The sequence below is a fragment of the Nonomuraea harbinensis genome, from assembly GCF_019396385.1.
In the GTDB taxonomy this organism is placed as follows: domain Bacteria; phylum Actinomycetota; class Actinomycetes; order Streptosporangiales; family Streptosporangiaceae; genus Nonomuraea; species Nonomuraea ferruginea.
This window is the reverse complement of record NZ_JAHKRN010000004.1, coordinates 81,933-95,697: the sequence shown is the minus strand read 5'-3', so window position 1 is coordinate 95,697 and position 13,765 is coordinate 81,933. Positions and strand designations below refer to the sequence as shown.

The 13,765-nt window shown below is 70.1% G+C and carries 15 protein-coding genes; 13 read left to right on the top strand and 2 right to left on the bottom strand.

What is annotated here, in order from left to right:
- The 11 genes from KME79_RS05445 (at nucleotide 1) to KME79_RS05395 (ending at nucleotide 10,505) form a co-directional block, all read left to right on the top strand.
- Nucleotides 1–4,872 carry an NAD-glutamate dehydrogenase gene (locus KME79_RS05445; RefSeq protein WP_219543546.1) on the top strand — a complete coding sequence of 1,624 codons (4,872 nt, stop codon included), beginning with the start codon at nucleotides 1–3 and terminating at the stop codon, nucleotides 4,870–4,872.
- A 240-nt stretch (nucleotides 4,873–5,112) separates the two neighbouring features.
- On the top strand, nucleotides 5,113–5,652 hold the full coding sequence (locus tag KME79_RS05440; protein WP_219543545.1) for a hypothetical protein: 540 nt from the start codon (nucleotides 5,113–5,115) through the stop codon (nucleotides 5,650–5,652).
- Between the two features lie 56 nt (nucleotides 5,653–5,708).
- A complete protein-coding gene (locus KME79_RS05435) occupies nucleotides 5,709–6,956 on the top strand; it encodes an SRPBCC family protein (RefSeq protein WP_308248796.1) in 1,248 nt (415 codons plus the stop codon).
- Between the two features lie 41 nt (nucleotides 6,957–6,997).
- Complete coding sequence (gene gvpJ, locus KME79_RS47655) at nucleotides 6,998–7,381, top strand: gas vesicle protein GvpJ (protein ID WP_219543544.1); 384 nt, start codon at nucleotides 6,998–7,000, stop codon at nucleotides 7,379–7,381.
- A gap of 1 nt (nucleotide 7,382) precedes the next feature.
- On the top strand, nucleotides 7,383–8,177 hold the full coding sequence (locus KME79_RS05425) for a GvpL/GvpF family gas vesicle protein (protein WP_246639335.1): 795 nt from the start codon (nucleotides 7,383–7,385) through the stop codon (nucleotides 8,175–8,177).
- Between the two features lie 34 nt (nucleotides 8,178–8,211).
- A complete protein-coding gene (locus KME79_RS05420) occupies nucleotides 8,212–8,436 on the top strand; it encodes a gas vesicle protein GvpG (protein WP_148034189.1) in 225 nt (74 codons plus the stop codon).
- Nucleotides 8,437–8,472: 36 nt separating this feature from the next.
- A complete protein-coding gene (locus KME79_RS05415) occupies nucleotides 8,473–8,835 on the top strand; it encodes a gas vesicle protein GvpO (RefSeq protein WP_308248795.1) in 363 nt (120 codons plus the stop codon).
- Nucleotides 8,832–9,212 (top strand): gas vesicle protein GvpJ, encoded by a 381-nt coding sequence (gene gvpJ / locus KME79_RS05410; protein WP_372452403.1) that lies wholly within the window; start codon nucleotides 8,832–8,834, stop codon nucleotides 9,210–9,212. The genes KME79_RS05415 and gvpJ (KME79_RS05410) overlap by 4 nt, the downstream gene beginning before the upstream one ends.
- On the top strand, nucleotides 9,202–9,984 hold the full coding sequence (locus KME79_RS05405; RefSeq protein WP_219543542.1) for a GvpL/GvpF family gas vesicle protein: 783 nt from the start codon (nucleotides 9,202–9,204) through the stop codon (nucleotides 9,982–9,984). The genes gvpJ (KME79_RS05410) and KME79_RS05405 overlap by 11 nt, the downstream gene beginning before the upstream one ends.
- Nucleotides 9,971–10,210, top strand: a complete 240-nt coding sequence (gvpJ, locus tag KME79_RS05400; protein WP_148034187.1) for a gas vesicle protein GvpJ — start codon at nucleotides 9,971–9,973, stop codon at nucleotides 10,208–10,210. Before KME79_RS05405 ends, gvpJ (KME79_RS05400) begins: the two co-directional genes overlap by 14 nt.
- On the top strand, nucleotides 10,194–10,505 hold the full coding sequence (locus KME79_RS05395) for a gas vesicle protein K (protein ID WP_148034186.1): 312 nt from the start codon (nucleotides 10,194–10,196) through the stop codon (nucleotides 10,503–10,505). The genes gvpJ (KME79_RS05400) and KME79_RS05395 overlap by 17 nt, the downstream gene beginning before the upstream one ends.
- 6 nt (nucleotides 10,506–10,511) lie before the next feature.
- On the opposite strand, the gene KME79_RS05390 is transcribed toward KME79_RS05395, so the two are convergent.
- On the bottom strand, nucleotides 10,512–11,519 hold the full coding sequence (locus KME79_RS05390) for a DUF8094 domain-containing protein (RefSeq protein WP_219543541.1): 1,008 nt from the start codon (nucleotides 11,517–11,519) through the stop codon (nucleotides 10,512–10,514).
- Nucleotides 11,520–11,567: 48 nt separating this feature from the next.
- Between KME79_RS05390 and prfB the strand changes: the two genes are divergently transcribed.
- Entirely contained in the window at nucleotides 11,568–12,683 is a 1,116-nt protein-coding gene (gene prfB / locus KME79_RS05385; protein WP_219543540.1) for a peptide chain release factor 2, read from the top strand.
- Here the strand turns inward: prfB and KME79_RS05380 are convergent.
- Nucleotides 12,669–12,860, bottom strand: coding sequence for a hypothetical protein (locus KME79_RS05380; protein ID WP_219543539.1), 192 nt, complete (start codon nucleotides 12,858–12,860; stop codon nucleotides 12,669–12,671). The genes prfB and KME79_RS05380 overlap by 15 nt on opposite strands.
- A 203-nt stretch (nucleotides 12,861–13,063) precedes the next feature.
- Here KME79_RS05380 and ftsE point away from each other — a divergent pair, with 203 nt between their 5' ends.
- Entirely contained in the window at nucleotides 13,064–13,753 is a 690-nt protein-coding gene (gene ftsE / locus KME79_RS05375; protein WP_091079803.1) for a cell division ATP-binding protein FtsE, read from the top strand.
- The last annotated feature ends 12 nt before the right edge of the window (nucleotides 13,754–13,765 follow it).

Below are 13,765 nucleotides of genomic sequence, written 5' to 3'. Positions count from 1 at the left end.
ATGCCGCTCGACGAGGCCAAGGATGAGCTGCTCCAGCGAGCCGCGCAACGGTGCGCGGTGGGCAGCGACCATGTGAGCCCCGAGGAGGCACTGACCTTCCTGCGCGTCTACTACCGGCACGTGCCCCCCGACGACCTGCTCGACCGCAATCTGGTGGATGTGTACGGTCCGGCGATGTCGCAGCGGCAGCTGGCCGAGACCCGCCCGCAGGGCAGGCCGGTGGTCCGGGCCTACACCCCCACCCTGGACGAGAACGGCTGGGACCCCGGCCGCTCGGTGGTCGAGGTGGTCACCGACGACATGCCGTTCCTGGTCGACTCCGTCACGATGGAGCTCGACCGGCACGGCATCGGCGTCCACCTCGTGGTCCACCCGCAGATCCGGGTCCGCCGCGACCTGACCGGCAAGATCCTCGGCAGCGGCCAGGAGGACGTCACCGGGCAGATGCTGGTCGAGTCGTGGATCCACGTCGAGATCGACCGCCAGTCCGACCCCGCGCTGCTCAAGGCCCTGGAGACCGACCTGCAGCGGGTGCTCACCGACGTGCGCCACGCGGTCGAGGACTTCCGCAAGATGCGCGCGCTGGCCCTGCAGACCGCCGAGGACCTGGCGGTGAACCCGCCGCCGCTGCCGCCCGCCGAGGTCGAGGACAGCCTCGACCTGCTGCGCTGGCTCGCCGACGGGCACTTCACCTTCCTCGGCTACCGCGAGTACCGCCTGGAGAGCGGCGAGGAGGGCGAGACGCTGCGCGCCCTGCCGGGCGCCGCGCTCGGCATCCTGCGCGACGACAAGGTGCACTCCGACAGCTTCTCCGCGCTCCCCGCCGAGCTGCGCGCCAGGGCCCGCGAGAAGCAGCTGCTCATCATCACCAAGGCCAACTCCCGCGCCACCGTCCACCGCGACGCCTATCTCGACTACATCGGCGTCAAGCTCTTCTCGCCCGAGGGCGAGGTCGTCGGCGAGCGCCGCTTCCTCGGCCTCTTCACGCACGTCGCGTACAACGAGTCCATCTCCCGCATCCCGGTGCTGCGCCGCAAGCTCGCGGCCGTGATCGAGGCCGCCGGGCTGACCGCGGAGAGCCACGACGGCAAGGACCTCATCGAGATCCTGGAGACGTTCCCCCGCGACGAGCTGTTCCAGACCTCGACCGAGCAGCTGCTGCCGATCGCGCTGGGCGTGCTGCGGCTGCGCGAGCGCAAGCAGGTCAAGCTGTTCCTGCGGCGCGACGACTACGGCCGCTACATCTCCTGCCTGATCTACCTGCCGCGCGACCGCTACACCACCATGGTCCGCCTGCAGATGCAGGAGCTGCTGCTCAAGGCGCTGGGCGGCAAGGGTCTCGACTACCGGGCGTCGATAGGCGAGTCCGCGCTGGCCCGGCTGCACGTCGTCATCCGCGGCGAGCGGGGCAAGCAGCTCCCGGCGCCGGGCGTGGACGTCGAGGAGCTGGAGGCGCGGCTGGCCGCGATCACCCGCTCCTGGGAGGACGACCTCGGCGCGGCCATCAGGGAGATGACCTCCGAGGAGGAGGCCCCGGGCCTGGTCAAGCGCTACCACGTCGCCTTCCCCGAGGCGTACAAGGCCGACTTCCAGCCCCAGGTGGCCGTGGCCGACCTGCGCCGGCTGGAGCACCTCGTCGGCGCGGGCGACGACGAGATCGACCTCAACCTGTACGAGCCGTACGACGCCGCGGAGGGGGAGCGGCGGCTCAAGGTCTACCGGCTCGGGTCGTCCATCTCGCTGTCGAAGATGCTGCCGCTGATCCAGCGCCTCGGGGTCGAGGTGGTGGACGAGCGCCCGTACGAGATCGACCGCGACAACGACCCGGCCACGAAGAACGCCTGGATCTACGACTTCGGGCTGCGCTACACCCCGTCACCCGAGATCGAGCGCGGCGACTTCAAGCGGCTCTTCCAGGACGGGCTGATGGCGCTCTGGCACGGGCGGGCGCCGGCCGACGACTTCAACGCGCTCATCCTGAAGGCCGGGCTGACCACGGAGCAGGTCGAGATCCTGCGCGTCTACGCCAAGTATCTGCACCAGGCCGGCAGCAACTTCTCCCAGCGCTACATCGAGCAGGTCCTGCTGGGCAACGTGCGGCTGTCCCGGCTGCTGGTGCGCCTGTTCGAGTCCCGCCTGGACCCGCGCCGCGACGGCGAGGTGCGCGAGGACCTGACGGGGGCGCTCAAGGAGGAGATCCTGGGAGCGCTGGACGAGGTGGCCTCGCTGGACGAGGACCGGATCCTGCGCGCGTACCTGGAGATGATCGAGGCGACCCTCCGCACGAACTACTTCCAGACCGTCGACGGGAAGCGGAAGCCGTACATCTCGCTCAAGTTCGACCCGCAGGCCATCAGCGTGCTGCCGCTGCCGCGGCCGAAGTACGAGATCTTCGTGTACTCGCCCCGGGTGGAGGGCGTCCACCTGCGCTACGGCAAGGTCGCCAGGGGCGGGCTGCGCTGGTCGGACCGGATGGAGGACTTCCGGACGGAGATCCTCGGCCTGGTCAAGGCCCAGATGGTGAAGAACACGGTCATCGTCCCCACCGGCTCCAAGGGTGGGTTCGTGGTGAAACGTCCGCCCGTGACCGGTTCCCGGGAGGACCTGCTCGCCGAAGGCGTCGAGTGCTACCGGATGTTCATCTCCGGCCTGCTCGACGTCACCGACAACCTGGTCGACGGCAAGGTCGTGCCGCCGCCCGACACCGTCAGGCACGACGGCGACGACACCTACCTGGTGGTCGCGGCCGACAAGGGCACCGCGACGTTCTCCGACATCGCCAACGGGGTCGCCAAGGAGTACGGGTTCTGGCTCGGCGACGCCTTCGCCTCCGGCGGATCCATCGGGTACGACCACAAGGCCATGGGCATCACCGCCCGCGGCGCCTGGGAGTCGGTCAAGTACCACTTCCGCACCATGGGCGTGGACGTGCAGACCACCGACTTCACCGTGGCCGGCATCGGCGACATGTCGGGCGACGTGTTCGGCAACGGCATGCTGCTGTCCCAGCACATCCGGCTGGTGGCCGCCTTCGACCACCGCCACATCTTCATCGACCCCAGCCCCGACGCGGCCCGCTCCTACGCCGAGCGGCGCCGTCTCTTCGAACTGCCGCGCAGCTCCTGGGCCGACTACGACGCCTCGCTCATCTCCAAGGGCGGCGGCGTGTTCCCCCGTACCGCCAAGTCCGTCCAGCTCACCCCGCAGATCCGCGACGCGCTTGGCCTGCCCGGCGACGTGACCTCACTGGCGCCCAACGACCTGATCAGCGCCATCCTGCGCGCCCCCGTCGACCTGCTGTGGAACGGCGGCATCGGCACCTACGTCAAGTCCAGCGCCGAGACCCACGCCGACGTCGGCGACAAGGGCAACGACTCGCTCCGGGTCGACGCCGCCGACCTGCGCTGCAAGGTCGTCGGCGAAGGCGGCAACCTCGGCTTCACCCAGCTCGCCCGCATAGAGTTCGCGCTCGACGGCGGCCTCATCAACACCGACTTCATCGACAACTCCGCCGGCGTCGACACCTCCGACCACGAGGTCAACATCAAGATCCTGCTGGACCAGGTGGTCCGCGACGGCGAGATGACCGACAAGCAGCGCAACCAGGTCTTCACCTCCATGACCGACGAGGTGGCCGAGCTGGTGCTGCGCGACAACTACGCGCAGAACGTCGTCCTGGCCGCCGCCCGCGCCCAGGCCGTCGAGATGCTCCACATCCACGCCCGCTACCTGCGCCGCCTCGAACGCGACGGCCGGGTCAACCGGGGTCTGGAGTTCCTGCCGTCGGACAAGGCGCTCGCCGAGCGCCGCCAGTCCAGGCTCGGGCTGACCGCGCCGGAGTTCTCCGTCCTGCTCGCCTACACCAAGCTCGTCGCCGACGCCGAACTGCTCGGCACCGAGCTCCCCGACGACCCGTACCTCGCGCCCCGGCTTGTCTCGTACTTCCCGTCGGCGCTGCGCGAGCGGTTCCGGGCGTACATGGACGCGCACCCGCTGCGGCGCGAGATCATCGTCACCGGCATCGTGAACGACCTGGTCAACTCCATGGGGACCACGTTCCTGTTCCGGGTCGGCGAGGAGACCGGCGCCTCGCTGCCCGACATCGTGCGGGCCTTCCTCGTCACGCGTGAGGTCTTCGACCTGGCCAGCTTCCACCGCAAGGTGGAGTCGCTGGACAACGAGATCGACACCGCCACCCAGCTCGCCATGCTGCTGGAGGCGCGCAAGCTCGGCGAGCGCGGCACCCGGTGGCTGCTCACGAACCGCCGCCCGCCGCTCGACCTGGCGGGCTCGGTCGGCTTCTTCGTCAAGGGCGTCAACGGCCTCCTCGGCCACCTGCCCAAGCTCCTCACCGGCCCCGACCTGGCCGCCTTCGAGGACCGCCGCGACTCCTTCGTGGCCCGCGGCGTCCCCGCCGACCTGGCCGAGCGGGTGGCCGCCATGGTGCCCGCGTACTCCACCTTCGACCTGGTGGAGATCGCCTCCATCAGCGGCCGCCCGGTCAACGAGGTCGCCGAGGTCTACTTCGACCTCGCCGACCGTCTCCAACTGGCCCGCCTCAGGGAACGCATCATCGCGCTGCCCCGCGACAGCCGGTGGAACGCGATGGCCCGCGCCGCCCTCCGCGACGACCTCTACGCCGCCCACGCCTCGCTCACCCGCGACGTCCTGGCCCACAGCTCCTCCGGGCTGCCCCCCGAGGAGCGGCTGGCCAGGTGGGTGGAGGCGAACTCGGCGGCGGTCGGGCGCAGCAGGCAGACGCTCTCCGAGATCTGGGAGAGCGACAACTTCGACCTGGCCACGCTGTCGGTGGCGCTCCGCGCCATCCGCACCCTGGTCTCGTCGACCAGCCTCCCGCGCACGAAGGCCTGAGCCCGTCGTCCGGGGCGGCGCCGGATACGCCGGTGCCGCCCCGGACGAGGCGTTTTTCACGGTGATCCGCATGGACGCGCCCCGTGTCAAGTCTGTGCCACTTTTCCCTGAATGAGGTGCTCTGTCCGTTTTCCGGGTAGGGCATGCCGCGGCGAACAGGCACCGGCACATTCGGGTCTGTCCGTCTGCACTGCACCAGTGTGCGTCGAGATGGTGAGCGAGCGGGAAGGAGCGCTGATCATGTCGAACAAGTTGCAGGTGGCCTTCGCCGTACTCGCCGGCTATTGCCTCGGAAGACGCCGGAAGCTGCGCACGGCGGCGGCTCTGGCGGCGGCGGGGCTGGCGGGGCGTGCGAGCTGCGGCAACGGGGGCCCGCTCGCGCAGGGCGTCAAGGCGCTCGGCTCTAACGTGGAGCTCCAGCAGATCACCGACCGCCTTCGCGGCGAGCTCGTGGAGGCCGCCAAGACGGCGGCCATGACCGCGGCGACCAGGCAGATCGACTCTCTGAGCCAGAGGCTGCAGGAGCGCGCGGGGTCGCTCGGCGGTGTCGGCGAAGCCGCGGACAAGGTCACCAAACAGGCGTCCCGCGACGAAGAAGGCGAAGAAGAGGACTACGAGGAAGAGCCTGAAGAGGAGGCCGGCGAGGAGGAGGGCGAAGAGGAAGAGGCCGAGGAGCCGGCGCGGGCCAAGCGGCCGGCGCGGACCCAGGAGAAGGCCGAAGGCGAGGGGGCACGTCGGCGCACGCGTCCCGTCCGGCGGGCCGGCCAGTCACGGGGGTGAGCGAAGTGGCTGATGCGGAGAGATTGAGGAAGGCGGCGACCGGTGCCGTCCGGGGAGTGGCAGGCAAGGCGGGGAGAACGGCCCGCCAGACCGGCGAAGCCGCGACGGAAACGGCCGGGGACCAGGTCAAGGACACCGCGGGGAAGGCGGCCGAGACCGGTCAGGGGGTCGCCGGGAAGGCGGCCGAGGCCGGCGAGGGAGTGGCCGGCGGCCTGCCGATGAGCCGGCTGGTGGAGTCGGCTCAGGGTCTCCTGCAGGCCGCGGGGACGCGCGTGCTGTCCTCCGCGGGGGACAAGATCGAAGGCCTGACAGGCCGGCTCACCGACTACGTGGAACACGGGGGCAAGAGTTTGATGAGCGCGGTGACGGGCTCGGACAAACCGGGCGGCTTCCTGGGCGGGGCTCTTAAGGGCGGGCTCAAGGGCGGGCTCAAGGGCGTGATGCAGAAGATCACCGGCGGTGGCGGCGGTGGCGGACGAGGCCACGAGAAGGTCACCAACATCGTGGAGGCGCTCGACGTCGGCGCGCCCCGCCGTCTGGTGTACGACCAGTGGACCCAGTTCCAGGACTTCCCGACCTTCATGAAGAAGGTCGAGACCGTCAAGCAGGACTCCGACGAGGAGCTCACCTGGAAAGCCCAGGTCTTCATGTCGCACCGTAGCTGGAAGGCGACCATCATCGAGCAGATCCCGGACCAGCGGATCATCTGGCGCTCGGAGGGGGAGAAGGGTCGCGTCGACGGGGCGGTGACCTTCCACGAGATCACTCCCGACCTGACCCGGGTCCTGGTGGTGCTGGAGTACCACCCGCAGGGCCTGTTCGAGCGGACCGGCAACCTGTGGCGCGCGCAGGGACGTCGGGTGCGGCTGGAGCTCAAGCACTTCCGGCGGCACGTGATGGCGCACCTCCTGCTGAACCCCGACGAGCTTGAGGGCTGGCGCGGCGAGATCCGCGACAGCGAGGTCGTCAAGGACCACGAGACCGCGGTCCAGGAGGAGCAGGCCGAGCAGGGCGAGGAGGAAGAGGAGCCCGAGGAGCCTGAAGAGGGCGAGCGGGCGGAAGCCGAAGAGCCCGAAGGCGAGGAGGAAGAGGAACCCGAAGAGGAGGAGGAAGAAGAGGAACCCGAGGAGGAGCCTGAGGAGGAGGAAGAAGAGGAGGAAGAGGAACCCGAAGAGGAAGAGGAGCCCGAGGAAGAGGAGCCGCCCAGACGGCCCGCCACCGCGCGGCGTCGTGGCACGACGTCCAGACGCCCGGCTCCCGAGCCCGAGCGGCCGGTGCGCCGCCGTCGGGCCAGATCCGAGTAAGTCACCCGTCAGGCCGGTCGGCCACTACCAGGGGGTATGACATGACCGTGCAACCTGCCGGTCGCGGCACGCCTGCCGGCGGCGGCAGCTCGGGGACGAATCTCGCGGACGTCATCGACACCATTCTCGACAAGGGCTTGGTCATCGACGCCTTCGTCCGCGTCTCACTCGTCGGCATCGAGGTGCTGACCGTGGACGCCAGGATCGTCGTGGCCAGCGTCGACACCTACCTGCGCTTCGCTGAGGCGGTCAACCGCCTCGACCTGTCGACCACGCAGAAGGACCTGCCCGAGGTCGTCCAGGGCGTGACGCAGGCCAAGTCCGTCGACCAGGGCGAGGAGCCCGCGCTCGAAGCCGCCGCCGACGAGGTCGAGGACGTGCCCGAGGAACAGCCCCGCGAGGCACGCCTCAGAGAGGATGACTGAGATGTCACCACGCGGAGAGGCCGCCCGGCCCGCGGACACCTCATCGGCGGACGTGAACGGCACCGCGTCCTACGTGTACGGGATCGTACCCGTGGATGTCGAAGTGGAGCCCGGGACTGAGGGTGTCGGAGAACCCGGCGGCCAGGTGGGACTGGTGACCTTCGGCGAGATCGCGGCCCTGGTGAGCGACGTCCGGGCCGACCGGCCGCTGGGCCGGCCGCAGGACCTGCGGGCGCACCAGACGCTGCTCGACCAGACGGCGGCGGAGGTGCCGGTGCTGCCGTTCCGGTTCGGGGCGGTGCTGACCGGCTCCGACGCCGTCCTGGAGGAGCTGCTGAAGCCGTACCACGACGCGTTCGTCGACGCCCTGCGCGAGGTGGAGGACCGGACGCAGTACGTGGTCAACGCCCGATACGACGAGCGGACGATCCTGAGGGAGGTGCTGGAGGAGAACGAGGAGGCCGCGACGCTCCGGGATCGGATCGCCGGCCTGCCCGAGGACGCGACGCGCAACGAGCGCATGCGCCTGGGAGAGATCATCGAGCACGCGATCGCCGGAAAACGGGAGACGGACACGGCGACGGTGCTGGAAGCACTCTCCGACGTGTGCGAACAACTGGTCGTACGCGACGTCGGCCACGAGCGCGAGGCCGCGCACGTGGCCGCGCTGGTGGAGCGGGACAGCCAGGCCGAGTTCGAACAAGCCGTGGACGAACTGGCCCGTCGGTGGTCGGGCCGCGTCGAGGTTCGCCTGCTCGGGCCGATGGCTCCGTACGACTTCGTGGGTACGGCCTGACCACGGACACGACGTCGTGGAGGAGTGAACATCGTTGGGACTGGGGACGCTGCTCTTTGGCTGGCCGCTGCTGCCGATCTACTCGGTCGTCAAGCTCGGCGAGCTCCTGAGAGACGAGGTCGAGCGGGAGCTGCGCGATCCGGCCGTGGTCCGGCGCCGCCTGGAGGAGGTGGAGCAGGCCAGGGCCGCCGGTCGGATCTCCGAGGAGGAGGAGGCCCGGGCGGTCGAGGAGATCTTGCAGGGGATGACCGGCTGGTGAGGCGGGGGCCGCACCAGCGGATACGGGGGTGATTTCGTGCCTGCCAGGCAGGGGACCGAGCGCAAGCACGCGTCAGGCGGAAAGGGAGCGGACGACGGCGGCGAGGAGCCGCCTCGCTCGCGTTCCGCGGACATCCCGGCCGCCGCGGCGGCCGACATGGGGCTGCGCATGATGAGCGAGCTGACCGGCAAGGACACCGAGAGCGTCACACGGGTCGAGCCGTCGGACGACGGGTGGCTGGTGGGCGTGGAGATCGTGGAGGACCGCCGGATCCCGTCGTCCGGCGACACCCTGGCTCTCTATGAGATCGACCTCGACATGGAGGGCGAACTGCTGTCCTACCGCCGGGTGCGCCGCTACAAGCGGGGCAGCGGCGACCCCGCCGAGAGCCCGCGGTGAGCGCCGTGAGGTCGGGCCCGTACGTTCCCGGGTCCTCGATGCAGCAGCAGGGCTACGGCGGCCGCGAGTCGGCCAACCTGGGGGACATCCTGGAACGGGTGCTCGACCGGGGCGTGGTGATCGCCGGCGACATCCAGGTGAACCTGCTCGACATCGAGCTGCTGACGATCAAGCTCCGCCTGCTCATCGCCTCGGTCGACACGGCCAGGGAGATGGGCATCGACTGGTGGGAGCACGACCCGTGGCTGACCGGCGACGCCCACGAGCTGGCCAAGCAGAACCGCAAGCTGCGCCGCCGCCTCGCGGCGCTGGAGGAGATCGTCGCCACGCGGGCGGAAGCCGCCCACGAGCCGGAGGCGGTCGAGCGTGGACGCTGAGCAGGGCGTCTACCTGTACGCGGTGACCCGTGACGAGGGCGGCGAGCCCGACGGCCCGGCAGGCGTCGCCGGTGCCCCCGTGCGCCGTCTGGCGCACCGGGGCCTGGCCGCCTTCATCAGCACGGTGTCGCTCCAGGAGTTCGGCGAGGAGTCGCTGCGGCGCTCGATGGAGGACCTCGCCTGGCTGGAGGAGATCGCGCGCGCCCATCACCGGGTCGTGGAGGCCGTCGCCCGCCGGGGCCCCACGGCCCCGGTGCGGCTGGTCACCGTCTACACGGGCGAGGCACAGGTCCGGGAGCTCCTCGACGAGCGGCACGCCCAGTTCGACGAGGTGCTGCGCCGGGTGTCGGGCCGGTGGGAGTGGGGCGTGAAGGCCTACGCCGTCGCGGGCCCCGCCGAGCCGGTGGCGGAAACCCAGGACGCGGCGCCGGGGGCCGCCTACCTCAACCGCCGCCGGGCGGCCCTGCGCGGACGTGAGGACGGCTGGCGCCGGGCCGCCGAGCACGCCCAGGCCGTGCACGAGGCGCTGATGGACATCGCCGTGGCCGGCACCCGTCACCGGGCCCAGGACCCGCAGCTGTCAGGGCGGCGGGAGCAGATGGTGCTCAACGGCGCCTATCTGGTGGACGAGGCCCGCGCCGCCGAGTTCGCCCGGGTGGTCGAGGACCCCGCCGAACGGGGCGTCACCCTGGAGCTCGTCGGCCCCTGGGCGCCCTACTCCTTCGCCGCGCTCGACCACGACGGTGAGACGGCGTACGGTGACGCCTCCTGAGCCGAGAGGGGGCCGGCTCGCCGCCGAGGGACGCCTGCCCGAGCAGCGGGTGGCGCTCGTCGACCTGCTGGACCGCCTGCTGGCGGGCGGGGTGGTGGTGACGGGCGACGTGGTGCTGTCCATTTCCGGCATCGACCTCGTACGGATCTCCCTGCGGGCGTTGCTGGTGTCGGTACGGGAGGGCGACGCGGTAGACGGAGGGATGCGGCATGACAGAGCCGACTGACCGGCAGGCGGTGAAACCGGGGGAGTGGCGGCTGGAGACCGACGCCGACTCGGTGCAGCGTGACCTGAGCCGCCTGGTGCTGACGCTGATCGAGCTGATCCGCCAGCTCGTGGAGCGTCAGTGTGTGCGGCGGATGGACCGCGGCGAGCTGTCCGGGGAACAGCTGGAGGCGGTGGGGCTGACCCTGATGAGGCTGGAGGAGGCCATGACCGAGCTGTGCGAGCGGTTCGGCCTGACGCCTGCCGACCTCAACCTTGATCTCGGGCCGCTCGGCACCCTGCTCCCGGAGGACTGATCCCGTTCACTGCCCGGTCGCCTTCGTCAGCGCCCCTTCGTGGCCGACGACCTCCGCCGCGGCCGGGGCCGTCGCCGGGGGGACCGCGGTCACGTACGTGTGGATCTCGGTGAGCCGGAGGTTGCGCCGCACCACCGGCGCCGAGATCGACCAGCGCGCCGAGTCGGGCACCGGGATGTAGTCGTCCTCGGCCGTCTTGGTCGTGGTCGTGGTGGTGCGGGAGAGCGAGTATTGGATGATCGCGCCTCCGTCGCCGGTGCGCAGGGCGTACACGGGGTGGTCGCCGGCCTGGAAGATGGAGTCGTAGCTGAAGCCGGCCTTTTTGGCCTTCTGCCTGGCCTCGGTGATCTGGCTGGCGACGTCGGTGGTGTAAGGGCCGTCGGCGATGAGGCCGGCCGCGACGCCGTCGGTGCCCGTCTCGGCCACGGTGGCGTGCAGAGGGCCGATGAGCTGGGGGCGGATGGTGACGCTCCGGTCGTCGCCGGCGATCACGGTGGCGTACCCCTGGTCGTCGAGGGCGACGTCGGGCCGGTGCGCGGGGTCGAGCAGCCGGGAGGCGGCGCTGAGCCGCCAGTCGCCGTTTCTGGCGAAGGTCAGCATGGTCGGCTCGCCGTCGCGGTCGGCCAGCACGGAAAACCACACCGCCTGGGCGCCCTCGGCGAAGCGCGGCACGTACAGGGTGGGGGAGCCCCACTCGTGACGGGGCGGCCGGCCGCCGCTGGACAGGTAGGCGACGGCGGTCAGCCGGGCTTCCGAGTCGCGTACGTACTCCATGGCGAGCCGCAGGTCGCCGGAGGCGCGCAGCACGCTGTCGGTGGCGACGAAGGTGGTGAACACCTCGCCCGCCTCGGCGAGCGTCACCTCGGGCTCGGCGGGCGTCGGGTCGGCGGACGGGCTCGGCGAGGCGGCCGCGGGGGTGCGCGAAGGATCCGCGGCGGAACCCGAGCAGCCGGACACCCCCGCCAGCAGGACGGCGGCGAGCGCCAGCGCCTTACGCCGACCGTGTACACGCACCTGGCCATGTTATTCGGCACCCCCGCCGGTCGCGTACTCTAAGGAGGCGTGGCAGACATCGATCCGGCAGATGAGATCAACGAGCTCGCCGGCACGCTCCGCAGCATCCAGGACGTGCTCGACCTCGACTCCATGCGCAAGCAGATCGAGGAGCTGGAGACGCAGGTCGCCGCCCCCGATCTGTGGGACGAGCCGGACAAGGCGCAGAAGGTCACCAGCAAGCTCTCCCACCTCCAGGGCGAGCTCAACCGCGTCGACGGCCTGAGCCGCCGCCTCGACGACCTCTCGGTCCTGTACGAGCTCGCGGCCGAGGAGGCCGATGACGACACCCGCGCCGAGGCCGACAAGGAGCTGGTCTCGCTGCGCTCCGACATCGGCGCGCTGGAGGTCCGCACCCTCCTGTCGGGCGAGTACGACTCGCGCGAGGCCCTGATGACCATCAACTCCCAGGCCGGCGGCGTCGACGCGGCCGACTGGGCGGAGATGCTGCTGCGGATGTACCTCCGCTGGGCCGAGCGCAAGGGCTACCCCACGGAGGTCTACGAGACCTCGTACGCGGAGGAGGCGGGCATCAAGTCGGCCACCTTCGCGATCAAGGCGCCCTACGCCTACGGCACGCTCAGGGGCGAGCACGGCACCCACCGGCTGGTGCGCATCAGCCCGTTCGACAACCAGGGGCGCCGCCAGACCTCGTTCGCGGGCGTGGACGTGGTGCCTGTCGTCGAGCAGACCGACCACATCGACATCAACGAAGACGAGATCCGCGTCGACGTCTACCGCTCGTCGGGCCCCGGCGGCCAGGGCGTCAACACGACCGACTCGGCCGTGCGCATCACCCACCTGCCGTCCGGCATCGTCGTCTCCTGCCAGAACGAGCGCTCCCAGCTGCAGAACCGCGCGACCGCCATGAACGTCCTCCAGGCCAAGCTGCTCGAGCGCAAGCGGCAGGAGGAGGCGGAGAAGATGTCGGAGCTGCGCGGGGCGACGACCACGTCATGGGGCACGCAGATCCGCAACTACGTCCTTCACCCGTACCAGATCGTGAAGGACCTGCGGACGGCCACGGAGGCGGGCAACCCGAGCGCGGTGCTCGACGGCGATCTCGACCAGTTCATCGAGTCGGAGATCCGCTGGATGCGCCGCCAGGAGTCAGACGCCCAGTAGGTGTTCGAGCACCAGGGTCGCGAAGAGCGCCACGAGGAGGACGACCGCGATCAGGGCGGGTGACAGGCCGGCGAAGCCATGACCGTGCAGCCGCTCGCGGTTGGCTCGGCAGAGGGCGCAGCGGCCTTCGATGACGGGGTGCGCGCACTGCGCGCATACGAGGTGTTGGCAACTCATGTCAGCCCCAAGTCTAGCCGCACAATCGTTTTGTTTCCGTTATGGACGTTCCATGCCAGTCTTCCCTCTAGACTGTGCTCCAGCCAATCGGAACGTCGATCAATGGTAAAGCTGGGCGTCCCCGATCGGTGCGTGGCGGGAAGTGGGCATGTGCCACCCTCGCTTCCGTCCTGACCCCTAGACTGGCATGCCGTGATGCTCTCGTGATCCATTTCGATAATGTCACCAAGGTCTACGCGAACCAGAACAGGCCCGCCCTGGACCACGTCTCTGTCGACGTGGACAAGGGTGAGTTCGTGTTCCTCGTCGGTCCTTCGGGATCAGGCAAGTCCACCTTCCTCCGTCTGATTCTCAAGGAGGAGCGGCCCAACTCCGGCGCGATCCACGTCGCCGGCAAGGACCTGGCCCGCCTCTCCAACTTCAAGGTGCCTCACCTGCGCCGCCGCATCGGCTGCGTGTTCCAGGACTTCAGGCTGCTCCCGAACAAGAACGTCTACGAGAACGTGGCGTTCGCGCTCGAGGTCATCGGCAAGCCGCGGCGGTTCATCCGCAAGGTCGTGCCGGAGGTCATCGAGCTGGTCGGCCTGGAAGGCAAGGCCCACCGCATGCCCGACGAGCTGTCCGGCGGCGAGCAGCAGCGCGTCGCCATGGCCCGGGCGTTCGTCAACCGGCCCATGATCCTGCTGGCCGACGAGCCGACGGGCAACATCGACCCCGCGACGAGCATCGGCATCATGAAGGTGCTCGACCGGATCAACAGGACCGGCACCACGGTCGTCATGGCCACGCACGACGCGGCCATCGTCGACTCCATGCGCAAGCGTGTCGTGGAGCTGGAGGACGGCAAGATCGTCCGCGACCAGTCGCGTGGCGTGTACGGCCAGGCGTACTGACAGGGAGCAGTA